The sequence below is a fragment of the Pseudonocardia acidicola genome (assembly GCF_012911935.1).
In the GTDB taxonomy this organism is placed as follows: domain Bacteria; phylum Actinomycetota; class Actinomycetes; order Mycobacteriales; family Pseudonocardiaceae; genus Pseudonocardia; species Pseudonocardia acidicola.
This window is the reverse complement of sequence record NZ_JAAXLA010000027.1, coordinates 1-24,481: the sequence shown is the minus strand read 5'-3', so window position 1 is coordinate 24,481 and position 24,481 is coordinate 1. Positions and strand designations below refer to the sequence as shown.

At 75.0% G+C, this 24,481-nt stretch carries 21 protein-coding genes; 11 read left to right on the top strand and 10 right to left on the bottom strand.

What is annotated here, in order from left to right; genetic code table 11:
* Window positions 1-90: 90 nt before the first annotated feature.
* Together HF526_RS15955 and HF526_RS15950 are read left to right on the top strand one after the other, a co-directional pair.
* Window positions 91-1,365, top strand: a complete 1,275-nt coding sequence (locus HF526_RS15955; protein ID WP_239028747.1) for an ROK family protein — start codon at window positions 91-93, stop codon at window positions 1,363-1,365.
* A 43-nt stretch (window positions 1,366-1,408) separates the two neighbouring features.
* The gene (locus HF526_RS15950; RefSeq protein WP_169382233.1) at window positions 1,409-2,935 is read left to right on the top strand and encodes an MFS transporter; all 1,527 of its coding nucleotides are present in this window, start codon (window positions 1,409-1,411) and stop codon (window positions 2,933-2,935) included.
* A 7-nt stretch (window positions 2,936-2,942) separates the two neighbouring features.
* Here HF526_RS15950 and ppc read toward each other — a convergent pair whose 3' ends face one another.
* The 6 genes from ppc to HF526_RS15920 form a co-directional block, all read right to left on the bottom strand.
* Entirely contained in the window at window positions 2,943-5,735 is a 2,793-nt protein-coding gene (ppc, locus tag HF526_RS15945; RefSeq protein ID WP_169382232.1) for a phosphoenolpyruvate carboxylase, read from the bottom strand.
* A gap of 153 nt (window positions 5,736-5,888) precedes the next feature.
* Entirely contained in the window at window positions 5,889-6,170 is a 282-nt protein-coding gene (locus HF526_RS15940) for an HPr family phosphocarrier protein (RefSeq protein WP_169382231.1), read from the bottom strand.
* Window positions 6,171-6,200: 30 nt separating this feature from the next.
* Window positions 6,201-7,703, bottom strand: coding sequence for a PTS fructose transporter subunit IIC (locus tag HF526_RS15935; RefSeq protein ID WP_169382230.1), 1,503 nt, complete (start codon window positions 7,701-7,703; stop codon window positions 6,201-6,203).
* A gap of 4 nt (window positions 7,704-7,707) precedes the next feature.
* Entirely contained in the window at window positions 7,708-8,160 is a 453-nt protein-coding gene (locus HF526_RS15930) for a PTS sugar transporter subunit IIA (protein WP_169382229.1), read from the bottom strand.
* Window positions 8,157-9,104: a 1-phosphofructokinase gene (pfkB, locus tag HF526_RS15925; protein WP_169382228.1), complete on the bottom strand. Its 948-nt coding sequence runs from the start codon at window positions 9,102-9,104 to the stop codon at window positions 8,157-8,159. The genes HF526_RS15930 and pfkB overlap by 4 nt, the downstream gene beginning before the upstream one ends.
* Window positions 9,101-9,862, bottom strand: a complete 762-nt coding sequence (locus HF526_RS15920) for a DeoR/GlpR family DNA-binding transcription regulator (protein WP_169382227.1) — start codon at window positions 9,860-9,862, stop codon at window positions 9,101-9,103. The genes pfkB and HF526_RS15920 overlap by 4 nt, the downstream gene beginning before the upstream one ends.
* A gap of 91 nt (window positions 9,863-9,953) precedes the next feature.
* Between HF526_RS15920 and HF526_RS15915 the strand changes: the two genes are divergently transcribed.
* The 3 genes from HF526_RS15915 (at window position 9,954) to HF526_RS15905 (ending at window position 13,787) form a co-directional block, all read left to right on the top strand.
* Window positions 9,954-11,630 (top strand): phosphoenolpyruvate--protein phosphotransferase, encoded by a 1,677-nt coding sequence (locus HF526_RS15915; RefSeq protein ID WP_169382226.1) that lies wholly within the window; start codon window positions 9,954-9,956, stop codon window positions 11,628-11,630.
* A gap of 133 nt (window positions 11,631-11,763) precedes the next feature.
* Window positions 11,764-13,050, top strand: coding sequence for an MGDG synthase family glycosyltransferase (locus tag HF526_RS15910; protein ID WP_169382225.1), 1,287 nt, complete (start codon window positions 11,764-11,766; stop codon window positions 13,048-13,050).
* Entirely contained in the window at window positions 13,047-13,787 is a 741-nt protein-coding gene (locus HF526_RS15905) for a polysaccharide deacetylase family protein (RefSeq protein WP_169382224.1), read from the top strand. The genes HF526_RS15910 and HF526_RS15905 overlap by 4 nt, the downstream gene beginning before the upstream one ends.
* On the opposite strand, the gene HF526_RS15900 is transcribed toward HF526_RS15905, so the two are convergent.
* The 3 genes from HF526_RS15900 to HF526_RS15890 are packed head-to-tail and all read right to left on the bottom strand — an operon-like array spanning window position 13,769 to window position 16,763.
* Complete coding sequence (locus HF526_RS15900) at window positions 13,769-14,593, bottom strand: amidohydrolase family protein (protein WP_211177295.1); 825 nt, start codon at window positions 14,591-14,593, stop codon at window positions 13,769-13,771. The genes HF526_RS15905 and HF526_RS15900 overlap by 19 nt on opposite strands.
* Window positions 14,590-16,149 (bottom strand): hypothetical protein, encoded by a 1,560-nt coding sequence (locus tag HF526_RS15895; RefSeq protein WP_338051507.1) that lies wholly within the window; start codon window positions 16,147-16,149, stop codon window positions 14,590-14,592. The genes HF526_RS15900 and HF526_RS15895 overlap by 4 nt, the downstream gene beginning before the upstream one ends.
* A complete protein-coding gene (locus HF526_RS15890; protein WP_169382222.1) occupies window positions 16,110-16,763 on the bottom strand; it encodes a TetR/AcrR family transcriptional regulator in 654 nt (217 codons plus the stop codon). The genes HF526_RS15895 and HF526_RS15890 overlap by 40 nt, the downstream gene beginning before the upstream one ends.
* An 85-nt stretch (window positions 16,764-16,848) precedes the next feature.
* Between HF526_RS15890 and HF526_RS15885 the strand changes: the two genes are divergently transcribed.
* Genes HF526_RS15885 through HF526_RS15865 form a run of 5 tightly spaced genes read left to right on the top strand, consistent with a single transcriptional unit; the run spans window position 16,849 to window position 22,154 of the window.
* On the top strand, window positions 16,849-18,441 hold the full coding sequence (locus tag HF526_RS15885; RefSeq protein ID WP_169382221.1) for an AMP-binding protein: 1,593 nt from the start codon (window positions 16,849-16,851) through the stop codon (window positions 18,439-18,441).
* A complete protein-coding gene (locus HF526_RS15880; protein WP_169382220.1) occupies window positions 18,441-19,286 on the top strand; it encodes an SDR family NAD(P)-dependent oxidoreductase in 846 nt (281 codons plus the stop codon). The genes HF526_RS15885 and HF526_RS15880 overlap by 1 nt, the downstream gene beginning before the upstream one ends.
* A 2-nt stretch (window positions 19,287-19,288) precedes the next feature.
* Window positions 19,289-21,403 (top strand): acetate--CoA ligase family protein, encoded by a 2,115-nt coding sequence (locus HF526_RS15875; RefSeq protein WP_169382219.1) that lies wholly within the window; start codon window positions 19,289-19,291, stop codon window positions 21,401-21,403.
* Complete coding sequence (locus HF526_RS15870; RefSeq protein WP_169382218.1) at window positions 21,403-21,816, top strand: hypothetical protein; 414 nt, start codon at window positions 21,403-21,405, stop codon at window positions 21,814-21,816. Before HF526_RS15875 ends, HF526_RS15870 begins: the two co-directional genes overlap by 1 nt.
* A complete protein-coding gene (locus HF526_RS15865; RefSeq protein WP_169382217.1) occupies window positions 21,813-22,154 on the top strand; it encodes a MaoC family dehydratase in 342 nt (113 codons plus the stop codon). Before HF526_RS15870 ends, HF526_RS15865 begins: the two co-directional genes overlap by 4 nt.
* A 13-nt stretch (window positions 22,155-22,167) precedes the next feature.
* Here HF526_RS15865 and HF526_RS15860 read toward each other — a convergent pair whose 3' ends face one another.
* Window positions 22,168-22,461 carry an ArsR/SmtB family transcription factor gene (locus HF526_RS15860; RefSeq protein WP_211177300.1) on the bottom strand — a complete coding sequence of 98 codons (294 nt, stop codon included), beginning with the start codon at window positions 22,459-22,461 and terminating at the stop codon, window positions 22,168-22,170.
* A 140-nt stretch (window positions 22,462-22,601) separates the two neighbouring features.
* Here HF526_RS15860 and HF526_RS15855 point away from each other — a divergent pair.
* On the top strand, window positions 22,602-24,481 hold a 1,880-nt coding region (locus HF526_RS15855; RefSeq protein ID WP_169382215.1), incomplete at its 3' end, for a heavy metal translocating P-type ATPase.

Here is a 24,481-nt window from a genome sequence, read left to right as displayed (position 1 = left end):
CGATGCGCGCACCGTAATGTTTGCTCTGAACATAAGTCAATGCTCTACGCTCGGAACCGGTGCGTTATCCGGAACGGAGTACGAGGCGGTATGGCGGTGACCGACCCGGGGATGCCCCCTGACCAGCTCGACAGCCTGGTCGCGGTGCTCGACATGGTTCGTTTCGGCGAGGCCCGGACCCGCCCGGAGCTGTCCCGGCGGGCCGGGCTCGGCCGCACCGTGATCACTCAGCGGCTCGGCCAACTGATCGGCAGCGGGCTGCTCGAGGAGGGCCAGCTCGGCCGGTCCACCGGCGGGCGCGCCCCTCGTGAACTGCGGTTCCGGGCGGAGGCCGGCGCCGTGCTCGTCGCCGAGCTAGGCGCCACCGGGCTGAGCGCCGGCCTCACCGACCTGGCCGGGAACCTGCTCGTGCACCGCGACGCGACCTGGGACATCGCGGCCGGCCCGGAGGCCACGCTGAGCCTGGTCGAGGAGCTCTTCGACGCCCTGCTCGCGGACGGGCACCCGTCGCCGGTGTGGGGCATCGGGGTCGGCGTGCCCGGGCCGGTCGAGTTCGCCTCCGGCCGCCCGGTGGCCCCGCCGATCATGCCCGGCTGGGACGGCTACCCGGTCCGCGACCGGCTCGCCGCCCGCTACGACGTCCCGGTCTGGGTGGACAACGAGGTCAACACGATGGCCCTCGGCGAGGTCCGCGCCGGCCTGGCCCGCGACGTCGCCGACATGATCTACGTGAAGATCGGTACCGGGATCGGGGCCGGTCTCGTCTCCGGTGGCCGGCTGCACCGCGGGGCCCAGGGCTGTGCGGGCGACATCGGCCACGTCGCGCTGGTGAGCAGCGTGCCCGGGGCGGCCGACGTGGTGTGCCGCTGCGGCAACGTCGGTTGCCTGGAGGCGCTGGCCGGTGGGGCGGCGCTGGCCCGGGACGCGACGGTGGCGGCCGGGGAGGGGCGCAGCCCGGTGCTCGCGCAGCGGCTCGAGCAGGGCCCGCTGCAGGCCCTCGATGTGGTGACGGCGGCCGAGTTCGGCGACCCGGTGGCCGTGGAGTTGCTGCAGCGCGCCGGCAGGCTGGTCGGGGAGACGCTCGCCGCGCTGGTGAACTTCTACAACCCGGCGATGGTGCTGCTCGGCGGCGGGGTCGGGGCCTCGGGCGACCTGCTGCTCGCCTCGATCCGCCACGCCGTGTACCGCCGCTCGCTGCCGCTGGCCACCCGCGACCTGCAGATCGCCCGTTCCCCGTTGAGCGGCCGGGCCGGGCTGCTCGGGGCCGCGTTCATGGTCGTCGACGAGTTGCTCTCCCGGGAGCGGTTGGGCCGCTGGATCGGGCACGGCACCCCCGCCGGGCGGCCCACGCTCGCTGCCGGCTGACCGCACCGCCCCAGGTGGCCAACGTGCCCCCGGGGCGCGGACGATGGACGGGGTGACGAGCCGACAAGGCGATCCGTCCAGCCCGGCGCCGGCCGCCCCCGCGGCGGCCTGGACGCCGGACCCCCGGCGCTGGCGCGCGCTGTTCGTGACGCAGATCGCCGGCTTCATGACCCTGCTCGACGTCAGCATCGTGAACGTCGCGGTGCCCTCCATCGAGCGTGGACTGCACGCCTCACCGCAGCAGGTGCAGTGGGTGGTGTCCGGCTACGCCCTGACCTTCGGGCTGGCGCTGGTCCCGGCCGGCCGGCTCGGCGACCTGATGGGCCGGCGCCGGATGTTCCTCATCGCGCTGGCCGCCTTCGTGCTGACGAGCGCCGGCGCCGGGGCGGCACCGACCGCCGAGCTGCTGGTGGTGGCGCGGCTGCTGCAGGGCGTCGCGGCCGGCACCCTCGCCCCGCAGAACTCCGCGCTGATCCAGGACCTGTTCCGCGGGCCTGAGCGCGGCCGGGCCTTCGGTGTGCTCGGCGCGACCATCGGGCTCGCCACCGCGGTGGGGCCGGTGCTCGGCGGTCTGATCATCACCCTGGGCAACGGCCCGGAGGCCTGGCGCTGGGTGTTCTACGTCAATGTCCCGATCGGGATCGTGGCCCTCGTGCTGGCCGCCCGGTGGGTACCGCGGACCACCCGGCGGGCCGGCCGGGCGCACCTCGACCTGGTGGGAACGGTGCTGCTGGGCGGTGGGGTGGTCGCCGTGCTGCTGCCGCTCGTCGACGGCCAGAGCGGCGGGCTGAGCCGGTGGTGGTGGGCCTACCTCCTCGCGGTGGTCCTGTTCGTGCTCTTCGCCCGCTGGGAGGCGTACACGGTGCGCCGCGGCCACCAGCCGCTGCTCGATCCGAGCCTGGTGCACACCCCCGGCTACCCCGAGGGGCTGCTCATCGGGCTGGTGTACTTCGCGGGGTTCACCGGCATCTGGCTGGTCCTGGCGATGTACTTCCAGTTCGGACTCGGCTACTCCGCGCTGCGGTCGGGCCTGGCGGTGACGCCGTTCGCGCTGGGTGCCGCGCTCTCCTCGATGGTCTCCGGCCGGCTGGTGCCCCGGCTCGGTCGGTGGCTCACGGTGGCCGGGCTTACCGTGGTGGCGGCAGGGCTGCTGGCCACCGCGCTGGTGCTGCGCCATGTCAGCGGCCTCTCGGCGGGGCTCGCCTGCGCCGCGCCGCTGTTCGTGGCCGGGATCGGCGGCGGGATGGTGGTCACGCCCAACATCACCCTCGCCCTGGAGGCGGTTCCGGTGAAGATGGCCGGCGCCGCCGGCGGGGCCCTGCAGACCGGGCAACGGATCGGCGCCGCGATGGGCACCGCGTTGCTGGCCGGGATCTTCTACGCGACGCTGAGCCGCGGTGGCGACTACGGGCGGGCGGTGTCGGACGCGCTGTTCTGCGCAGCGGGGGCCATGCTGGTGGCGCTGGCCCTCGCCGTCGCCGAACTCGTCCGGTGGCGCGCGCGGCACCGACCGCAGCCGCACCCGCGGGTGACGCCGGCGCGCCCGGAGTTCGAACTGCACCGCACCTGAGCGGCGCTCACCCGGTGTTGCGCAGGCCCGCGGCGATGCCGTTGATCGTCAGCAGCAGCGCCCGGTGCAGGTCGGGATCGGGCTCGTCGACCTTGCGGCGCTGGGCCAGCAGTTCCACCTGCAGGTGGTGCAGCGGCTCCAGGTAGGCGGCCCGCACGGCGAGGGTGTTGCGCAGCACCGGATGGCGGGCCAGCAGGGTTCCCGCGCCGGCCAGCCGCAGCACCTCGCGCAGGGTCCGTTCGTGCTCGGCGCGGATGTCGTCGAAGATCGGTTGGTGCGCCGGGTCGACCAGCGCGAAGACGTAGTCGGCGGCGATCCGCAGGTCGGTCTTGGCCAGCGTCATCTCGACGTTGCCGAGCAGGTTGGAGAAGAACGCCCACTCGCGCATCTCGTCGAGCACCGGCCCGTACCCGGCCTCCCGGGCCGCCCGCAGGCCGCTGCCCACCCCGTACCAGCCGGGCACCACCATCCGGGTCTGCGTCCAGCCGAACACCCACGGGATCGCGCGCAGGTCGTCCAGCGTCGGGGTGCCCCGGCCCGGGCGCCGCGACGGTCGCGAGCCCACGTTGAGCCGGCCCAGCTCCTCGACCGGGGTGGCCGTGGTGAAGAACTCCGGCAGTCCCGGCGACTCCACCAGCCGCCGGTAGGCCGACCGGGCCGCGTCGCTGACCGCGGTCATCGCCTCGTCCCAGCGGGCGAGCGTGCCCGCGGGCCAGTGCGAGGCCTGGTGCAGCAGCGTCGCGTCGAGCATCGCGGCCAGCATGATCTCGAGGTTGTCGTGGGCCAGCGCGGGCAGCGAGTACTTGTCCGAGACGACCTCCCCCTGCTCGGTGACCTTCATCGTGGCGTCGACGGTCCCGAACGGGGTCGCCGCGACGGCCTCGCCCGCGGGCCCGCCGCCGCGGCCCACCGAGCCGCCGCGCCCGTGGAACAGCCGCAGCCGCACCCCGTGCTCGGCCGCGACGTCGCGGAGCTGGCGCTGGGCACGGTGGATCTCCCACTGCGAGGTGGTGATGCCGGCGCCCTTGTTGGAGTCGGAGTAGCCGAGCATCACCTCCTGCACGTCGCCGCGCTGGCGCACGTGCCGGCGGTAGCCGGGGTCGGACAACAGCCCGTGGAGCAGCGCGCCGGCCCGGCTGAGCTCCTCGACGGTCTCGAACAGCGGCACCAGGTCCAGCGACGAGCGCCCGGTGGACTCCGACAGGTCCACCATCCCGGCCTCGCGGGCCAGCACCGCGACGGCGAGCAGGTCGTCCACGCCCTTGGCCATCGAGACGATGTAGGTGCTCGCCGCCTCCTCCCCGTAGCGGTGCTGGGCGTCGTGCAGCATGTCGAACGTGGCCATCACCCGGTCGGCGGGTTCAGGCAGGTCACCGTGCCGGGCGGCCAGCGGGCGCCCACCCGCTAGTTCCCGCGACAGCAGCGCGGTCCGGCCTTCCCGATCCAGCTCCTGGTAAGGGGTGTCCGGCTCGCCGAGCCGGGCGTAGAGCGCGGCCAGCGCCTCGTGGTGGGCGTCGCCGTGCTCACGGACGTCGAGGGCGGCCAGGTGCAGCCCGAGCGCGCGGCCGGTGCGGATCGCGCGGGCCAGCGTTGCGTCGGCGATCCGTTCGCCGAGGTGCCGGCGCAGCGACCGGTCCATCACCTCCAGGTCGGCGAGGTAGCCCGCGGCCCCCAGGTAGTCCCGGCCCTCGACGTGCGGGGTGCCGGCGGCCAGCCGGCCCCGGGTGTTCTCCAGCCGGGCCTGGACGTAGGAGGCCTTGAGCCGGTAGGGCTCGTTCGCGTTGAGCCGGATGTAGCGGTCGTGGATCTCGGGCAGCGCCCGGCGGTCGCGGGCCAGCGACGCGCGCAGCTCCTCCGACACCCCGACGACCCGGGTGGAGATGCTCAGCTCGGACACCAGTGTCTCGGCGAGGTCGCGGTGGATGCGCAGCGCACGGTCCGCGTAGAGCCGCATGACCTCGGCGGTGACGGCGGGGGTCACGTTCGGGTTGCCGTCGCGGTCGCCGCCCACCCAGGTGCCGAGTGCCAGCGGCCGCGCGGTGCCGGGCACCTCGAAGCCGGCCGCGCGCGCCTCGGCTTCGAGGGCGGCCAGCAGTTCGGGCACCGCGTGGCTGCCGAGCTGCTCCATGTACCAGCCGATGGCGCGGGCCTCGTCGGCCACGGTCGGCTTGCCCGGGCGGATCTCGTCGGTCTGCCAGAGCAGATCGATCAGCGCGGTGAGCTCCTCGTCGGGGGCGCCGCGATCGAGCGCGTCGGCCACCCGGCGCAGGATGCCCAGCACCGACTGCCGCGTCGACTCGGTGGGGTGCGCGGTGAAGACCGGGCGCAGCTCGGCGCGGGCCAGGACGGCCTGAACCTCGTCGTGGTCGGCGTCGCGGGCCAGGCGCTGCATGACCGTGCGCAGCGGACGGCGATCGGCCGGGCGCAGCGTGCGCAGCTCGTTGCTGCGGTGCAGCTGCTCGGCGACATTGGCCAGCTGGAAGTACTGCGAGAACGCCCGGGCCAGCGCGACGGCGGTGCCCGCGTCCAGCCCGGACAGCAGCCGGGTGATCTCGGTGTCCGCGCTGTCGGTGCCGTTCTCGCCCTCGGTCGCGGCCCGGGACAGCCGGCGCACCTGTTCGATCAGCTCGAGCAGCTCGTCACCGCTCTGCTGGGCGACGGTCCGCCCGAGCATCGTGGAGAGCCGCCGGATGTCGGCGCGCAACGCCTCGTGCTCGGACTCGGAGACGACGCCCGCGTGCGCCGCGACGGAGGCGGCGGCCAGCAGTTGCGGTCTGGGGGAGCGTGCCGCATCGGTCATGGGGTCCTCCGTCGGCGTCCGGGGTGGGCCCGCTCGCGGCACTGGGAACGGAAGTGGTGCTCATCGTGCTGTGGTCCGCCGGGCGCCGCCATCGGGAGACGCCGACGGCGCGGCACCCCCCTCCGGGTGCCGCGCCGTCGTGGGCGTGCGGGATCAGCTGCTGGGCACCGCGTCCAGATCGGTGGCGAGCAGCTCGGCCAGCGCCTCGACCGCGGCCTCGCCGTCGGTGTCGTCCGCGGCGGAGAGCACGACCTCCTCACCGCTGCCCACGCCCAGCCCGAGCACGCTGAGGATGCTGCGGGCGTCCACCGGGCCCCGGTCACCCGCGGCGATGCTCACCTTCGTGGGCTGGGCCGCGGCGGCCTTGCAGAAGATCTGCGCCGGGCGGGCGTGCAGGCCCACCGACGAACCGACCTTCACTCGACGTTGCGCCATGACGGATCTCCTCTTCGACGACGGTGCGGCTCAGACGCGCGCGGCTGCGGTCCGGGCGGTGCTGGACGGGGACGCGGCGGCGACCGCGGTGTCCGTGATCGCGGCGGCCTTGCGCCGGCCCAGCGTTTTCAGGGCGATGACCAGCGCGGTGGACACGAGCGTCCCGGCGATGATCGCGACCAGGTAGCCCCACGGGTTGCCGATCAGCGGGAGCACGAAGATGCCGCCGTGCGGGGCCCGCAGGGTGCTGCCGAAGGCCATCGACAGCGAGCCGGCCACCGCGGACCCGGCCATGATCGACGGGATGACGCGCAACGGGTCGGCCGCGGCGAACGGGATGGCGCCTTCGGTGATGAAGGAGGCGCCCAGCAGCCAGGCGGCCCGGCCGTTCTCCCGCTCGACCTCGCTGAACAGCTTCTTGCGCAGGACCGTGGCCAGCGCCAGGGCCAGCGGCGGGGTCATGCCCGCGGCCATCACCGCGGCCATGATCAGCAGTGCGGTGCCGGAGCCGGTCGACAGCCCGGCGACGGCGAACGCGTAGGCCGCCTTGTTGACCGGCCCGCCCATGTCGAAGGCCATCATCAGGCCGAGGATCGCGCCGAGCAGCAGCGCGTTGCCGCCCGACAGGCTGTTGAGCCAGTTGGTCAGCCCGCTGGTCGCGGCGGCCAGCGGCGCACCGACCACCACGAACATGATCGCGCCGACGATCAGCGTGCCGAACAGCGGCAGCACCAGCACCGGCATGATCCCGGCGACCGCCTTGGGCGCCTTCCACTTCTTCATCGCGTAGACCACGCCACCGGCCAGCAGACCGGCGACCAGGCCGCCGAGGAATCCGGCGCCGACCTTCACCGCGACCATGCCGCCGACGAAACCGGGCACCAGGGCCGGGCGGTCGGCGATCGCGTAGGCGATGAACCCACCCAGCACCGGCACGAGGAAGCCGAACGCGAGCGCACCGAGCTGGAACAGCAGCGCGGCCCAGCTGACCTGCGAGGTCCAGGAGAACTGCTCGGTGACGGGCGGCGCGTCGCTGATCTGGTAGCCGCCCAGGGCGAAGCCGAGCGCGATCAGCAGACCGCCCGCGGCGACGAACGGGATCACGTAGCTGACCCCGGTCATCAGCCAGCCGCGGATCCTGGCCCCGGCGCCCATGCCGGCGGACACCTTCGTCTGCAGCTCGGGCGCCCGCGGCGCCGCAACGGTGCCGGCGGGCGCGGCGGCCCGTTCCTCCGCGGCGGCCACGGCCTGCGCGATGAGGTCGTCGGCGCCGCTGATGGCCTTCTTGACCCCGCTGTGCACGGTGGGCAGGTGCGCGAAGCGCTCCTTGTCCCTCACCTCCACGTCGGCGGCCAGGATGATCGCGTCGGCGGCGGCGAGCGCGTCGGCCGGGAACGGGTCCGAACCCGCGGAACCCTGGGTCTCGACGATCATCTCGTGGCCCGCGTCGGCGGCGGCCTGTTCGAGGGCCTCGGCGGCCATGTAGGTGTGCGCGATACCGGTCGGGCACGCGGTGACGGCGAGCAGCTTCATGTCCTCAACCCCCTACTTCCTGCTGGATGTAGTCGGCGACGTGCCCGGCGTCGGTCGCACCGAGCAACTCGTCCTTGAACGCCTTGCGGACCAACCGGCGGGCCAGCGCGGCCAATACCGTCATGTGGTCGGTGTCGCCGCCCGCGGGGGCGGCGATCAGGAAGACGAGCCGGGCGGGCCCGTCCTCGGCGCCGAAGTCGACGCCCGTGGCGCTGCGGCCGAACCCCAGGGTCGGCGCCGTGACGGCGGCGGAGCGGCAGTGCGGGATGCCGATGCCGCCCTCGAGACCGGTCGGCATCTGCGCCTCCCGGGCCTCGATGTCGGCGAGGAACCGGTCGAGGTCGGTCACCCGCCCGGCCGTGAGCAGACGCTGCGCCAGCGACTCCACCGCGGTGCGGCGGTCGTCCGAGGGCAGGTCGAGGTCCACGAGATCGGCGGTGATCAACGGTTCGGTCATGCTGCTCCTCCGGTCAGGGCGAGTGATGCGTCCGGCGTGCCGACCACCCGGACGTCGTCGATGTGGATGTCGTGCGGGCCGGGCATCGCACTGCCCGGCAGGCGGCAGGCGGCGGCGCCGTAGGCGACCGCGAGCCGCAGGGCCTCCGGCCCGTCCCCGCCGGCGGCGAGGAAACCGGCCAGCGTCGCGTCGCCCGCACCGACCGTGCTGCGCACGGTGATCGGTGGGGTGGCCGCGTGGTACTCGCCGGTCGCGTCGACCAGCACCGCGCCACCCGCGCCCAGGCTGACCAGCACTGCGCCCACCCCTCCGGAGCGCAGTTCACGGGCCGCGGCCAGGACGTCGCCGAGGCTGGACAGCGTGCGGCCGACGAGCTCGGCCAGCTCGTCGTGGTTGGGCTTGACGAGGTCCGGCGCGGCCGCGCACGCCGCCCGCAGCGGGGCGCCGCTGGCGTCGACCGCGACCCGGGTGCCGGCCCGGCGGGCCCGGCGGACCAGGTCGGCGTGGAAGGACTCCGAGATGCCGGCCGGCAGGGAACCACAGCTGACCAGCCACGACGCCCCGGTGCTCAGCTCGGCGGCCTGGTCGGCGAGCTCCACGACCTCGGCCGCGGTGAGGACCGGGCCGGACTCGTTGATCTTGGTGGTGGTGCCGTCCGGCTCCACCAGGGTGATGTTCGTGCGGGTGGCGCCGGAGATGGGGACGGTCACCGCGCGCACGCCGTGCGCGTCGAGCAGTTCGGACAGTCGCCCGCCGGGAGCCCGGCCGGACGGCAGCGCGGCCACCGTCTCGATGCCGGCGGCGTTGAGCGCACGGGCCACGTTGACGCCCTTGCCGCCCGGATCGAGCCGGACCGACCGGGCGCGCAGTACCTGGCCCCGCTGCAGTCGGGCCAGCTCGATCGTGCGGTCCAGGCTGGGGTTGGGCGTGACGGTCACGATCATGCGCGCACCACTCTCGGTCCGGCGGCCTCGAGGTGGGCGGCGTCGTCCACGCCCAGGCCGGTGTCGGTGATCAGCAGGTCGACCTGGTCGAGCCGGCCGAAGCGGACGAACTGGTCGGCGCCGTGCTTGGTCGCGTCGGCAAGCACGACCACCCGCCGGGCGGCGCCGATCATGGCCCGCTTCGCGGCGGCCTCGGCGGGGTCCGGGGTGGTCAGGCCGCGGTCGGCGGAGAAGCCGTTGGTGCCGAGGAAGGCGACGTCGACGGTCAGGGTGGCCAGGGTGTCGACGGTCCAGTCGTCGACGGTGGCCATCGTCGTGCCGCGGACCCGGCCGCCGAGCAGCCGCAGGGTGATGTTGGGCCGGGCGGCCAGCATCGACGCGATCGGCAGCGCGTTGGTGACGACGGTGAGCTCGCGGTCGGTCGGCAGCAGCGTGGCCAGCCGGGCGGTCGTGGTGCCGGCGTCGACCAGCACGGTGTGCCGGCCGTCGAGTTCACCGAGTGCGGCCTTGGCGATGCGCTCCTTCTCCGCGGCGGAGACGGCGTCGCGCTGGCCGACGGCCGGTTCGAAGTCGAGGCGGTCGGCGGGGATGGCGCCGCCGTGCACCCGGCGCACCAGACCCTGGCGCTCCAGGACACCGAGGTCGCGGCGGATGGTCTCCGGCGTGACCTGCAGTTCCTCGGCGGTGGCGGCGACGTCCACCCGGCCGTCATCGCGCGCCCGGTTGAGCAACCACTGCTGACGCTCCGCTGCGTACATGTTTGTTTGCTCCTGCTTCGCTGCTTGCTTCTGTCTGAGTATGTGGGTTTAACTGTGTTTGTCAACGGGGATCTGTCGCAGGAGTGAACTCATGTCGATGCGGACGATGAACGGGATCCCGGCCAGCCCCGGCCGGGCGAGCGGGCGGGTGGTCCGGGTGGGCGGGAACGACACCGCCGCGGGCGAGCCCCCGGCGGGCCCCGCCCCCACCGATCCGGTCGCCGAGGCCGCGCGTATCGAGCCCGCGGTGCAGGCGGTCGCGGGCCGGCTGGAGGCCCGGGCCGCGGCGGTCACCGGCGACGCGCACGACGTCCTGCTCGCGACCGTCGCGATGGTCACCGACCCCGCGCTGCTCGACAACGCCCGCGAACTGGTGCTCGCCGGCGGGCGCCCGGCCGCGCGCGCGGTCCACGAGGCCGCGGGTGCGTTCGCCGACCTGCTCGCCGGGATGGGCGGGTACATGGCCGAGCGGGTCCGCGACATCGAGGACGTGCGCGACCGGATCGTCGCCGAGCTGCTCGGCCTGCCCGCGCCGGGCTGCCCCGACCTGGCCGACCTGGAGTCCCCGGTCGTGCTGGTGGCCGCCGACCTGGCCCCGGCCGACACCGCGGGCCTGCGCCCGGGCGTCGCGCTCGCGCTGGTCACCGAACAGGGCGGCCCGACCAGCCACACCGCCATCCTTGCCCGCTCACTGGGCATCCCGGCCGTCGTCGGCTGCGCGGGCGCCACGTCGCTGGCCGAGGGGGCCGCGGTGCTCGTCGACGGCTCGACGGGTGAGGTCGCCGAGGTCGCCGACGTCACCGGCCCGGCGGCCGCCGTGGCCGAGTGGGACGGCGTGGGCCGCACCGCCGACGGGCACCGCGTCCCGTTGCTGGCCAACGTCGGCGACTCTGCCGGGGCCGCCACCGCAGCCGGGCACCGCGCGCAGGGCGTCGGCCTGCTGCGCACCGAGCTGGCCTTCCTCTCCGCCACCGAGGAGCCCTCGCCGGCCCGCCAGCACGAGATCTACGCCGGCGTGCTGTCGGCGTTCCCGGGCCTGCCGGTCACCGCGCGCACCCTGGACGCGGGCGCGGACAAGCCGCTGCCGTTCCTCGTCCAGGACGGTGAGCCGAACCCCGCGCTGGGCGTGCGCGGACTGCGCGTCGCGCGCGCCCGCGCCGACCTGCTCGACCGTCAACTCGCGGCGCTGGTCGCCGCCGCCGACGGGAGTGGAGCGCAGCTCAAGGTGATGGCCCCGATGGTCGCCACCGCCGAGGAGGCCGCGTGGTTCGTCGCGCGCTGCCGAGCGCACGGCATCACGCAGGCCGGAGTCATGATCGAGGTCCCGGCCGCTGTGCTGACCGCCCGGGAGATCCTCGCCGAGGTCGACTTCGCCAGCGTCGGCACCAACGACCTGGCCCAGTACCTGTTCGCCGCCGACCGGCAGTCCGGCGCGCTGGCCGCCCTCAACGACCCGTGGCAGCCCGCGCTGCTGCGGCTCATCCGGCTGCTCGGCGAGGCCTCCACGGCGACCGGGACGCCGGTGGGGGTGTGCGGCGAGTCCGCCGCCGACCCCGGGCTGGCCCCGGTGCTGGTGGGTCTGGGCATGGCGACGCTGTCGATGGGCTCCGGTGCGCTGGCTGGGGTGGGCGCGGCGCTGGCCGCCGTCACGCTCGACGAGTGCCGGTCCCGGGCCGCTGCGGCGTGCGCCGCGGTCGACCCGGCCGCGGCCCGCGCGGCCGTGGCGGCGCTGGACGCCGAGCACCGCCGGCCGGTCGCGATCGGCTGAGCCCGTCGCCCCCGCGGGGTGATTCGGCGCACTGACACGGCCGGTATACCCCTCGCTGACCCGACGCTTACCTCGCGTTATCGATCGCCCGTGCACTATCGCCCGGCACGGGGCGTGATCCGCTGGAGGCGATGTGACCTGGCTGCTACCGGCGGGAGGTGCCGGAGCAACCGGCGCTCGCGTCACCGCCGGACCGATCCCGGCCGACCGGGTCGCCACCCACCCGTGGGTTCCGCACAGCGAGCCGAGCCGCGGTGGGCGGATCGTCATCCTGTCGGCGAGTGTGGGTGCCGGCCACGACGGGGCGGCGCGCGAGCTGGCCCGCAGGCTCACCGGCCACGGCTGCACCTGCACCGTCCACGACTTCCTGGACCTGCTGCCGGGCTCGCTCGGCCGGGCGTTGCGGGGGGCGTACGCGCTGCAGTTGCGCGCGGTCCCCGGCAGCTGGGGCTGGTTGCACGCCGAGCTGGAGCGGTCCCGGCTGTTGCGCGGCGCGAGCGAGGCCATCAGCCAGCTGGCCGCGTCCCGGATGCTCGCGGTGCTGCCGCCGGACACCCGGGCGGTGGTGTCCGCCTATCCGCTGGCCAGCCAGGCCGCCGGGCGGCTGCGCCGGGCCGGCCGGCTGGGCGTCCCGGTGATCACCTACCTGACGGACATGTCGGTGCATCCGCTGTGGGTCGCACCCGGCGTGGACGCTCACCTCGCCTTGCACGCCGAACCCGCCCGGCAGGCCTCCCGGCTGGGCGCCCACGGCATCGCGGTGGTGCGTCCGGCGGTTCCGCCGGCGTTCGCCCCGGTCGAGGGCGCCGTGGCGCGGGCCCGGCTGCGGCACCGCCTGGGCCTGCCCGTCACCGCCCCGCTCGCGTTGATCGTCGCCGGCTCCTGGGGTGTGGGGGAGATCGACGACACCGTGGCCGAGGTCGCCGCGACCGGGCTGGCCACCCCCGTGGTCGCGTGCGGGCGCAACGACGAGCTGCGCCGGCGGGTGGACGAGGCGGGCCACGGGATCGCGCTCGGCTGGACGGATGCGATGCCCGAACTGCTGGCGGCCTGCGACGTCGTGGTGCAGAACGCGGGCGGCCTGACCTCGCTCGAGGCGATGGCGGTGGGCACGCCGCTGGTGAGCTACCGCTGCGTGCCCGGGCACGGCCTGGCGAACTCGATCGCCCTGGACCGCGCCGGTCTGGTGCCGCTGATCCAGCGGGCCGACGACCTGGCGCCGGTGCTGCAGCGCGTGCTCTCCGGCGCCGCCGAGCCGGCCCTCCCGGCCGGGGACGCCGCCGTCTCCCCGGCCGCGGCGCTGTTCGACGCCCCCGGTGCCGCCGAGACGGTGCTGCGTCTGGCAGGGCTCAGGCGGGGCGCCACGGTGCCGCGGGCCGTCGCCGCGCTGCGGGCGGCCTCGCGCGGGCCGCGGCCGTGAAGCCGGCTGCCCGCTCCGCCCTGCTGGCCGGTGCGGCCGGTGCGGGGCTGCATGCAGCCCCGGCGCTGACCGCGATCGGGCCGCTGCGCCGGCTGACCGCCCCCGCGCTCGCCGGTGCCGGTAGGCCCGGGCACCTCGCACTGACCTTCGACGACGGGCCCGACCCGGCGTCCACCCCGGCGTTCCTGCGGCTGCTCGCCGAGTACGACGTGCGGGCCACGTTCTTCGTGCTCGGCACGATGCTGGAGCGCGCCCCCGGCCTCGGCCGCGAGCTGGCCGCGGCCGGGCACGAGGTGGCGGTGCACGGCTGGGACCACCGCTGTCTGCTGCTGCGCGGGCCGCGGCGCACCGCCGAGCACCTGGTGCGCGCGCGGGACCTCGTCGGTGAGGTCACCGGGCAGCGGCCGCGCTGGTACCGGCCGCCCTACGGGGTGTTCGCCGCGGGCGCGGCCCGGGCCGCCCGGCGCGCCGGACTCGTCCCCGTGTTGTGGACGGCCTGGGGGCGGGACTGGTCGGCGCGGGCCTCGGCGAGCTCGATCGTCGCCGCAGTGGGCCGCAGGCCCGCATCGGGCGGCACCGTCCTGCTGCACGACTCCGACTGCACCTCGACGCCGGGCTCGTGGCGCCGGACGCTGGCCGCGCTGCCGCGGTTGCTCGACGGCTGGCGCGCCGAGGGCCTGCAGGTCGGCCCGCTCGCCGAGCACGGCCTGCGGTCGGCTCAGTCCGCCCAGCGGTAGAGCCGGGCCGCGTTGTCCACCAGCACCTGCCGGCGCTGGTCCGGATCGGGCAGCCAGGTGTCGAGCACCGCGCGGTGATCGGCCGGTGTCGGGACCGTCGGCGGCGCGACGTAAGGCCAGTCGCTGCCCCACACCACCCGGTCGGGGGCGGCCGACAGCACCGCCTCGACCCGTTCCCGCAGCGCCCGCGCCGCCACCGCCTCCGGCTCGCCCGGCGACAGCCGGTAGGCCCCGGACAGCGTCACCCAGCAGTCCCCTGCGGCCAGCAGTTCACGCAGCACCGGGACGGCCTGGTCGGGGTCGCCGGGGGCCGGGGCGGGGATGAGCCCGAGATGGTCGAGCACGATCCGGCCGCGCCGGGCCGCGTCCCGGAGCAGGTCGAGGTGCTCGCGCGGGTCGGTCCAGATCTCGACGTGCCAGCCCAGCGCCCCGACCCGGTCCAGCAGCGCCGGCAGCTCGGTGACCGAGGCGCCTCCGGCGAAGCGGTCCTGCACCCGGCAGGCCCGCACCCCGGCCTCGTGCAGGACGGCCAGTGTGGCGTCGTCGATGTCCGCGCCGATCACGGCGACGCCGCGGAGCCGGTCCGGGTGGGCGCGCAGCGCGTCGACCAGCACCCGGTGGTCGCCGCCGTAGACGCTCGGGTTGACGATCACTCCGCGGGCCAGCCCGAGCTCGTCGAGATGGACCAGGAACTCCTCGGCGGGCGCCTCGAACGGCGCGTACGCCGCGCCGTCCACCCCGGGCGCCGGGCCGGTCATCACGTGCGCGTGCACGTCGACCGCGCCGTCCGGCATCCCTGGCCTCATCGGATCGCTCCCCCCGGCCGCAGCTCCCCGTCGCGCACCGCGACGGCGCTGCCCAGCAGCTCCTCGGTCTCCAGCGCCTTCAGCACATCGGGGGCGGTGCTCGCGGCCCAGGTGCGGCGCCCGTCCGCGAGCAGGCCGGCCGCGAACGCGCGGTCCGGGGCGCCGCCGGGACCGTGCAGCACGGTGTAGGTCTCCAGCGTCACCGGGCCGCGGTAGCCGGTCACGACCTCCCGGCGTGGCCCGGCGTCGACCTCGGCCTGCACGTCGAGGCGGCGGAACGGGGTGGGCGGCGGTTCGCTGCCGTAGAGCCCCAGCGTGTGCTTGGTGAGGAACCAGCCGTTGCCGGTGATCAGCCCGACCGAACCGGGGTCGGCGCGCAGCCGGCCGAGCAACGTGGCCAGCGAGTGGCCGACGTAGTTGCTGCCCGGCCCGCCGCCGAAGGTCAGCCCACCGGTGATCGTCAGGGGCCGGTCCGGGTCGTCCGCGGGCAGCCCGAGCGCCGCCGCGCCGACCTGCACCGCGGACGGGAAGCACGAATACAGGTCGACGTGCGCGATCTCGTCGATCCCGATCCCGGCGGCGCGCAGCGCCGCGCGGCCGTTGGCGGCGATGGACGGCGACGCGCCGAGGTCCCACCGCTGCCCGACGTGCCAGTGGTCGTTCGATTCGGCCGCCGCCCACGGGAACACCCACTGCCGCGCCGGGACCCCGGCGGCCCGCGCGGCCGCCACCGAGCACACGATGACCGCGGCGCCCATGTCGACCAGCGGGTTCGCGTTCATCAGCTTGCGGTACGGGAAGTTCACCAGCCGGTTTCCCGGGGACGCGTCGGCGATCGCCGCGGCCGGCACGGCCTGCTGCCGCCAGGCGTGCGGATTGGCTGCGGCGACGGCGGAGAACCGGCTCCACAGCCCGGCGATCCGGGCCACGTGCGTGTCGATGCTCCGCCCGGCGGTGCCGCGCAGCGCGTTCTCGAACAGCGGGTAGTAGTCCAGCGGGCGGCGCATCCCGATGGCCCGCTCGCCGTCGTGGATCGGGTCCCGGTCGCCGCCGAGGCGCTCCGGCTCGGTGACCTCCGGTCCCTGGATGATCCACGGCGGCGGGGTCCCGGCCCTGTCGGCCGCGCGCCGGCTGCGTCCGGACTCGGCGCCGCAGATCAGCACCGCGTCGTGCTCGCCGCGGGCGACGAGCTCCGCGGCCCGGCCGACGAGCTGCTGGGGGAGCTGGCCGCCGACCGTGGTGCGCACCCGGTGCCGCGGCGCAATACCGAGCCGTTCCGCGACCGGTGCCACCGGGTCGCGGTAGGCCCAGGTCAGCGGGTCCACCACCCACAAACCGGTGGCGCGCCGCAGCAGGCCGGGCGCCCCCGCGTCCGCGGCGGCCGCGCGCAGCGCCGCCGCCATCAGGGCGACCGGCTCGCTGTCCGGGGCGGGGTCGCCGTCGCGGCGCACCACCTGGCCGCCGCCGACCAGCACCGGTGTCCGGTCGTCGAGCGCGGTGCGCAGCGGGCCGCCCATCAGGCCGACCTCGATCGGCGGGCGGAGTGGAACACGCACCCCGGGTCGTCGCAGCCCGCGCCCACCGTGGCCGGCGCCGGGACCCCGATCATGCGGCTGATCTCCGCGAGCAGTTCGGGCACGTCGACGGGCATCTGGGTCTGGGTGAGCACGGTCCCGGTGACGTGCCGGGTGAGGGCCCCGGCGTGCCGGACGGCGTCCGGCGCGACCCGGGCCAGCGCCCCGGCGAACAGGTCGTGCATGGCCCGCTGCATCGCGACCACCCCGTCGAGCCGGCCCGCGCGCAGGCTCGCCACGTAGTACTCGCACCACAGCCCGGCCATGCTCGCGTGCGCGTCCCACGGCGTCACGTAGGAGACGATCGCGTCCCACAGCGCCTGCACCGGGTCGGCGATCGCGGCCGCGTGCTCATCGATGTGCGCGTAGAACGACCGGGCCAGCTGCGCGAAGCCGAGCTCGACGAGCTCGTGCACGTCGGCGAAGTAGTAGTGGATGACGCCCTTGCTCACGCCGGCCTCGTCGGCAATGGTGCGGACGGTGCACGCTGCCACGCCCTGGGTCCGCAACAGCCGGCACGCCGCCTCGACGATCTCACCGCGCCGGAACTCCTGATTGGGCGACAGCAGGCGGTCGCCGTAGCTCCGCGAGGGCATCGGGCTCCTCCTCTGGACGTGTGTCCAACACAACAGTACGTTCGCCCAGTAGTCCAGGTCACCTGCCCCATCGGAGGGAATCAGCGTGTTCACCGGGATCATCACGCGCAACCTGCTGCAACCCGCCCGCGGCGGAGCCGGCGACAGGCCCGCCATCTCGCTGGAGAACGAGCGGACCTGGACCTACGCCGAGCTGGCCGAGCGGACCAACCGCTACGCCAACGGGCTGGCGGCCCAGGGCGTACAGGCCGGCGACCGGGTCGGGATGCTGCTGTCGAACAGCCTCGAGTACTGGGCGATGTACCTGGCCATCACCCGGCTCGGCGCGATCGCGGTCCGGCTGAACTGGCGGCTCACCGGTGCGGAGCTGCGCTACGCGCTGACCGACTCGGGGACCAGCGTGCTGTGCCTGCACGGGCGCTTCGCCGCGACGATCGCCCCGGTGCTCGCCGAGACGCCGGTCCGCACGTCGATCGTGTTCGTGCTCGACACCGACCTCGACGCCGACGGCTCGGCGCTGCCCGGCGCGCTCGGCCAGTCGGTGCTCGAGGACGCCGACGCGAGCGAGCCCGCCGCGGCCGAGCCCTCGCTCACCGACCCCTGCATGATCATGTACACCTCGGGCACCACCGGCTACCCCAAGGGTGCGCTGTGGACGCACGGGCAGACGCTGTGGTTCGGCGCGATGCAGGCGATGTACTGGCGCTACGACGAACGCTCGGTACACCTGGGCACCACCCCGATGTTCCACGTCAGCGGCTTCGAGGACTGCGTGCTGCCGGTGCTGATGAGCGGCGGGCACGCGGTGATGATGCGCTCCACCGGGCTGACCATCGACACGATCGTCGGGGTGCTGCAGCACCACCGCTGCACCGACGTCTTCCTGCTGCCGGCCACGATCTACCAGTGGATGTCCTGGCCGGAGCTCGACCGGGTCGACGTGCCGGAGCTGCGCCGGGTGGTCACCGGCGGCTCGCCGATCCTCGGCTGGGCGGTGGACAAGATCCGCACCCGGTTCCCGCAGGTGCGCATGGAGCAGGCCTACGGGCTCACCGAGGGCGGCGCGATGACCAGCGTCATGGACCCCGAGCGGCTCGACGACCACCGCACCAGCGTCGGCCGCCCGCTGCCGCTGACCGAGGTCAAGATCGTCGACCCGGCGACGCTCGAGGAGCTCCCGGCCGACACCGACGGCGAGCTGTGGACGCGCAGCCCGTCGGTGTGCGGGGTGTACTGGGGCAAACCGGAGGCCACCGCGGAGACGTTCGTCGACGGCTGGTGCCGCACCGGTGACCTGGCCCGGATCACCGCCGACGGCTACATCTACATCATCGGCCGGGTCAAGGACATGATCCTCTCCGGCGGGGAGAACATCTATCCCGCCGAGATCGAGAACATCCTCGCGGACCATCCCGCGATCCAGGAGTCCGCGGTGATCGGTGTGCCGGATGCGAAGTGGGACGAGACGCCGTGCGCGGCGATCGTGCTCAACGACGGGCACAGCCTGACCTCCGACGAGGTCATCGCCTACTGCCGGGAACGCCTGGCCGGGTACAAGCGCCCGCGCTACGTGGTGTTCGTCGACGCGTTGCCGCGCAACGCGAGCGGCAAGATCCTCAAACGTAGGCTGCGCGAGGAGTACGCGCATCTGGGCAGCGCTGCGGCGAGGCAGGCCTGATGGGGGACGGGAAGGCCGCACTGGTCACCGGCGGTGCGAGCGGGATCGGCCGGGCCACCGTCGCGCGGCTGCTGGCCGAGGGCTGGCAGGTCGTGCTCGCCGACCTCAACGCCGAGACCGGGAAGGCGACGGCCGACGAGCTGGGCGCGACCTTCGTGCGGACCGACGTCGCACAGGAGGACGACGTCGCCGCCGCGGTGGCGGCCACCGTCGACGCGTTCGGGCGCATCGACTGCGTGGTGAACAACGCCGGGGTGGGCGGCGCGTTCGGCGCGCTCACCGAGATCGAGGTGCAGGACTGGGACTACACGTTCGCCGTCCTCGTGCGCAGCGTCTTCCTCGGGATCAAACACGGCGCGCTGGCCATGCGGGCGGCCGGCCGCGGCGGCTCGATCGTCAACACCGCGTCGGTCGCGGCGTTCAGCGGTGGTGCCGGACCGCAGGCGTACTCGGCGGCCAAGGCGGCGGTGCTCAACCTGGGCAAGGTGGCCGCGGCCGAGCTCGGCGCCGACCGGATCCGGGTCAACACGGTGTGCCCGGGACTGATCGTCACCCCGCTGATCGGTGACGCCGTCGACGCGGCCCGGTCGGTGATGGACGAGGCGCAGCCGTGGCCGGACCTGGGCCGGCCGGAGGACGTCGCCGAGGTGATCGTGTTCCTGGCCTCGGACGCCTCCCGTTTCGTCACCGGCGAGGAGATCACCGTCGACGGCGGCCTGCGCGCCGCCGGCCCCCGGATGCACGCGGCCTACGGCGGTGACCCGCGGGGCCGCGGCCTGGTCGGGGTGAACCGTGGAACCACCGGCGAACCGCCGGTGATCCGCCGACGAGTGGAGCCGAGCTGAGCATGACCGATCCAGGGCTCACCGCGCTGCTGGACCCCGCATCGATCGCGGTCATCGGGGCGTCCGACGACCCGGACAAGATCGGCGGCAGGCTGCTGCGGTTCCTGTCCGACTACGGCTTCGCCGGCAAGGTGTTGCCGGTCAACCCGACCCGGGACACCGTGCAGGGGCTGCCCGCACTGCGCGCCGCCGACCAGTTGCCCGAGGGGGTCGACCTGGCGGTGGTCGTCACCGCCGCCGGCGCCGCGCCGGACGCGGTGGCCGCGTGCGCGCGCCGCGGGGTGCGCGCCTGCGTGGTGCTGAGCAGCGGGTTCGCCGAGCTCGGCGGCGACGGCGAGCGGGTGCAGCGGGAGATGGTGGCCACGGCCCGCGCCCACGGGATGCGGCTGCTCGGGCCGAACTGCCAGGGCGTGGCCAACCTGGCCAGCGGCGCCGTGACCAGCTTCTCCAGCACCTTCACCAACTTTCCGCTGCGCGACGGTGCGGTCGCGATCGTCAGCCAGAGCGGCGCGGTGGCCGGCATGCTGGCGGCGTTGCAGCACCCGCACGCCACGGGGCTGCGCTACTGGGTGGCGACCGGCAACGAGGCCGACGTGACCGTCGCCGAGCTGATCGACGCGGTGCTCGACGACCCGGGCGTGCGGGTCGTGCAGGCCTACGGCGAACACCTCGCCGACGCGCCGCGGCTGGCCGCGGCCGCGGAGAAGGCCCGCCGGTCGGGCAAGGCGGTGCTGATGGTCAAGGCCGGGGCGACGGAGGCCGGCGCGAAGGCGGCCGGCTCACACACCGGCGCGCTGGCCCAGCCGGAGGTGGTCGTCGAGGCGTTCCTGCGCCGGCACGGGGTGGTCCGCGCGCGCAGCCTCGGCGAGCTGTCCGAGCTGTCGCGGGTCTTCGGGACGTCGGTGCCGGTGCGCGGCAACCGGCTCGCGATCGTCAGCAACTCGGGCGGCCTCGGCGTGATGATGGCCGACGCCGCGGTCGCCGGCGGCCTCGAGCTCGCCGAGCTCACCGAGGGCACCCGGAAGGCGCTGCGCGCGGTGCTGCCGTCGTTCGCCGCGGTGGGCAACCCGGTCGACGTCACCGGGCAGATCGTGCAGCAGCCACGGGTGCTGACCGACGTGCTGCCGTTGCTGGCCGCCGACCCGTGGGTCGACATCGTGCTGGTCGCGCTGGGCATCGTCGGCCCGACCTACGACATCGACGCGATCGTCTCCGACATCGCCGCGCTGCACGCCGAGGCCGCGACCCGCGGGGTGCTGGTGGCCGCCGCGTCCGTGGGCGGGCGCCCCGACCTCGGGGAGCGGCTCACCGCGCGCGGCGTACCCACCTTCGACGACGACGCCGCCTGCGTCCGCGCCGTCGCCCGCTTCGCCGAACACTGCGAGTGGCTGCGCCGGACCCCGCCGCCCGCCGCGGCGCCCCTGGCGGTCCCGCTGCCCGAGGGGGCGCCCCCCGGTTTCCTCAGCGAACACGCGGGCAAGGCGCTGATGGCGGCCTGGGAGCTGCCGGTCGTCCCGGGCCGGCTCGTGCCGAGCCCGGCCGCCGCCGCGCGGGTGGACCTGGGCTACCCGCTGGTGGTCAAGCTGTGCTCGCCGGCCGCCGCGCACAAGACGGAGCTGGGCGCGGTCCGGCTCGGGCTGACCCACGCCGACGCGGTCGAGCGCGCCGCCGCCGAGGTGCTCGCCGCGGGCCGCACCGCGGGGGTGACGCCGATCGAGGGTGTCCTGGTCGAGCGGATGGTCCGCGGCGGGGTGGAGATCTCGCTCGGGGCGACCTGGGATCCGGTGTTCGGGCCGACGGTGCTGGTCGGGTCGGGTGGCGTGCACGTCGAGGTGCTGCGTGACTTCCAGCTGCTGATCCCGCCGCTGGACCGCGCCGGCGTCGCCGACGCGCTCCGGGCGCTGGCGATCCATCCGCTGCTCACCGGGGCGCGGGGGGCCGAGCCGCTCGACGTGGACGCACTGGTGGACCTGGTGCTGCGCTTCTCCACGCACTTTGCCGCGACCGGTGGCGCGCTGCCCGAGATCGACCTGAATCCGGTGTTCGTCCTGCGTGACGGCGTGGTCGTCGCCGACGCGCTGGTCCGGGTGGCCGGGCCGGACCCCGAGGAGGCCTGATGCCGCGTATCGCGCAGGAGTTCGCCGACATCCCGTTCGCGCAGCTGGAGCCGGGGTCGGTGTACCGCACGACGTACCCGCTCACACCGGAGCTCGTCGCGTCCTACGACCGTCTGGTCGACGCGCCACCGGGTGAGCGCGTCGTGGTGCCGCCGTGGGTGTACTGCACGTTCCTGCCGATCTACCGGGCGATGGGCGGGCGGATGGAGCAGGGCAGCGTGCACGCCCGCCAGCAGGTGGAGCAGTTCGGCGCGGCCCGGGTCGGCGACGTGCTGAGCGTCGCGGTGACGGTCACCGAGGCCGCGATGCGCAGGGGCCGGCCGACGGTGGTGCTGGACACCGAGTACGCCAGGGACGGTGACGTGGTCTGCCGGGTGCGGTCGACGCTGCTGTGGGGGTATGCGACGCGATGAGCACGAGGACGTTCAGCCAGCAGGACATGGACGACTTCGGGGTGGCCAGCGGCGGTACCGGCCTGATCCACACCGAACCGGAGTTCGCGGCCACGACGCCGTTCGGGAAGACCCTGGTCCAGGGCGTCTACCTGCTCGCGGTGATCGAGAAGCAGCTGTGCGCGCAGGTCCCGGAGTGGTCCGGGCGGGGCAGCCTCGAGGTGAAGTTCGTGTCGCCGGTGACCGAGGGGACGCCGTTCTCCGTGGAGCTCGCCGAGCGCGACGGCGGCTGGGAGATCCTGGCGAGCACACCGGCCGGCCCGGCGGTGGTGGGGACGGCGCGGCTGCGACCGGCCTGACGGGCGGGATCGCTCAGCGCGCGCCGGCGGTCGCGTGCCCGAGGGCCTCGGTGAGCAGCGCGCGGACGTGGCTGCCCTCGACCGAGTAGTAGACGAAGGTGCCCTCGCGACGGCCCTCGACGAGGCCGGCGAGCCGCAGCTTGGCGAGGTGCTGGCTCACCGCGGTGGGCGCCGCGCCGACGAGCTCGGCCAGGCACGCCACCGACGTCTCGCCCTGCAGCAGGGCCCAGAGGATCTTGATCCGGGTGGGGTCGGCCAGCAGACGCAGCGACTCCGCCGCTCGCCGGACGTCCTCCGGGTGCGGCATCTCGAAGCCGGGAATGCCGTCGTGCACGAGGCGAGTCTAGCTCCGCCTGCTCACCTGAGGGAATGCGCAGGTATGTGGCTTCACGTCTGCGTGGGCAGCTGCCTTCGTATCTGCGTGAGTGCGCAGTTATGCTCCCACGCATGTCATCGCTCTGGTCGGTGCCGGACGTCCGGCGCGCGGCGTTGTCCCTGGCGGCCTTCGGCATCGCCGTGTCCGGCGACCTCGCCGGGGCGCCCGTCGCGCTCGTCGGCGCGGCCTACCTGGTCTGCTACGTCGCGGGCGGCTGGGAGCCGGCCTGGTCCGGGCTGCAGGCCCTGCGCGAGCGCCGGCTCGACGTCGACCTGCTGATGGTCGTGGCCGCGATCGCCGCCGCGGCGATCGGCCAGTACTTCGACGGCGGCCTGCTGATCGTCATCTTCGCCAGTTCGGGGGCGCTCGAGGCGGTGATGACCGCGCGGACCCGCGACAGCATCCATGCCCTGCTCGACCTGGCCCCGGAGACCGCGACCCGGATCGGCCCCGACGGCGAGCGGCAGGTCCCGGCCCGCGACCTCGTCGTCGGCGACGAGGTGCTGGTCCGCCCGGGGGAGAAGATCCCGGCCGACGGCGAGGTGATCGACGGGGCCAGCGAGGTCGACACCGCGAGCCTCACCGGGGAGCCGCTGCCGCGGCGCACCGTCCCAGGCGACACCGTGTACGCGGGCACGATCAACGGCACCGGGACGCTGCGGGTGCGGGTCGACCGCGACCCCGCCGAGACGCTCGTCGCCGGGATCGCCGCGCAGGTCGAGCAGGCCGGCGAGACCAAGGCCCGCCGGCAGTTGCTGATCGAGCGGATCGAGCAGCGCTACTCGGTCCTGGTGGTCGCGGGCGCGGTCGCGCTGCTCGTCGGGCCCCTGCTGTTCGGTGCGGCCTTCGAGCCGACGCTGCTGCGGGCGATGACGTTCATGATCGTCGCCTCGCCGTGCGCCGTCGTGCTGGCCACCATGCCCCCGCTGCTCGCGGCGATCGCCGCCGCCGGGCGCAACGGTGTGCTGGTCAAGGACGCGACGGTGATCGAAGCGCTGGCTGCCGTCGACGCGGTGGCGCTGGACAAGACCGGGACGGTCACCCGCGGCGTCCCGCAGGTGGTGGGCGTCGCGGCGCTGCGGGGCACGCCCGAGGATGTGCTGGCGCTGGCCGCGGCGGCGGAGTCCGGGAGCGAGCACGCTCTGGGCCGGGCGGTCCGCGAGGAGGCGCGCCGCCGCGCCGTCGTCCTGCCGCAGGTGCGCGACTTCGTCGCGCTGCCCGGGCGCGGGGTCCGCGCTGTGGTGGCGGGCACCGAGGTCGCGGTCGGGCACCCCGCGCTGCTGGAGGACGACGATGCCGGGGCCCGCCGGGTGGTCGCGGGCTTCGAGCGGGACGGCCACACCGCGGTCGTCGTGCTCGCCGACGCCCGCCCGGTGGGTGTGCTCGCGCTGGCCGACGAGCTGCGCCCGGAGGCCGGCGCCGCGGTGGCCGCGCTGACGGAGCTGATCGGGCGCGGTCCCGCGCTGCTCACCGGCGACGCCGCGGTGCCGGCCCGCGCGGTCGCCGGCAGGCTGGGCCTGGCCGATGCGCAGGCCGGCCTGCACGCCGAGCTGCTCCCGGCGGACAAGACCGCGGTGGTCGCCGGTTGGCAGCGCGAGGGCCGCACGGTCCTCGCCGCCGGGGACGGCGTCAACGACGCTCCGCTGCTGGCCACGGCCGATGTCGGGCTCGCCGTCGGGGAGGGGGCCAGCGCGCTGAGCGTGCAGGCCGCCGACGGGGTGCTGCTGCGGGACCCGATGGGCAACCTGGCCCCGCTGATCACACTCGCCCGCCGGGCCCGCCGGGTCGCGCAGGCCAACCTGGCGTTCGCCGCCGCGGTGATCGTCTTCCTGGTCGGCTGGGACCTCGTCGGCACGCTGCCGCTCGCGCTCGGGGTGGCCGGCCACGAGCTGTCCACGGTCCTGGTGTGCCTGAACGGCCTGCGCCTGCTGGCCCGCCCCGGCTGGTCCCC

Coding starts and splice junctions, on each gene's coding strand:
- HF526_RS15950 (WP_169382233.1), top strand. CDS start 1,409: ATGGACGGGGTGACGAGCCGACAAGGCGATCCGTCCAGCCCGGCGCCG.
- HF526_RS15940 (WP_169382231.1), bottom strand. CDS start 6,170: ATGGCGCAACGTCGAGTGAAGGTCGGTTCGTCGGTGGGCCTGCACGCC.
- HF526_RS15880 (WP_169382220.1), top strand. CDS start 18,441: ATGGGGGACGGGAAGGCCGCACTGGTCACCGGCGGTGCGAGCGGGATC.
- HF526_RS15935 (WP_169382230.1), bottom strand. CDS start 7,703: ATGAAGCTGCTCGCCGTCACCGCGTGCCCGACCGGTATCGCGCACACC.
- HF526_RS15875 (WP_169382219.1), top strand. CDS start 19,289: ATGACCGATCCAGGGCTCACCGCGCTGCTGGACCCCGCATCGATCGCG.
- HF526_RS15955 (WP_239028747.1), top strand. CDS start 91: ATGGCGGTGACCGACCCGGGGATGCCCCCTGACCAGCTCGACAGCCTG.
- ppc (WP_169382232.1), bottom strand. CDS start 5,735: ATGACCGATGCGGCACGCTCCCCCAGACCGCAACTGCTGGCCGCCGCC.
- HF526_RS15865 (WP_169382217.1), top strand. CDS start 21,813: ATGAGCACGAGGACGTTCAGCCAGCAGGACATGGACGACTTCGGGGTG.
- HF526_RS15900 (WP_211177295.1), bottom strand. CDS start 14,593: ATGAGGCCAGGGATGCCGGACGGCGCGGTCGACGTGCACGCGCACGTG.
- HF526_RS15870 (WP_169382218.1), top strand. CDS start 21,403: ATGCCGCGTATCGCGCAGGAGTTCGCCGACATCCCGTTCGCGCAGCTG.
- HF526_RS15890 (WP_169382222.1), bottom strand. CDS start 16,763: ATGCCCTCGCGGAGCTACGGCGACCGCCTGCTGTCGCCCAATCAGGAG.
- HF526_RS15920 (WP_169382227.1), bottom strand. CDS start 9,862: ATGTACGCAGCGGAGCGTCAGCAGTGGTTGCTCAACCGGGCGCGCGAT.
- pfkB (WP_169382228.1), bottom strand. CDS start 9,104: ATGATCGTGACCGTCACGCCCAACCCCAGCCTGGACCGCACGATCGAG.
- HF526_RS15915 (WP_169382226.1), top strand. CDS start 9,954: ATGTCGATGCGGACGATGAACGGGATCCCGGCCAGCCCCGGCCGGGCG.
- HF526_RS15860 (WP_211177300.1), bottom strand. CDS start 22,461: ATGCCGCACCCGGAGGACGTCCGGCGAGCGGCGGAGTCGCTGCGTCTG.
- HF526_RS15930 (WP_169382229.1), bottom strand. CDS start 8,160: ATGACCGAACCGTTGATCACCGCCGATCTCGTGGACCTCGACCTGCCC.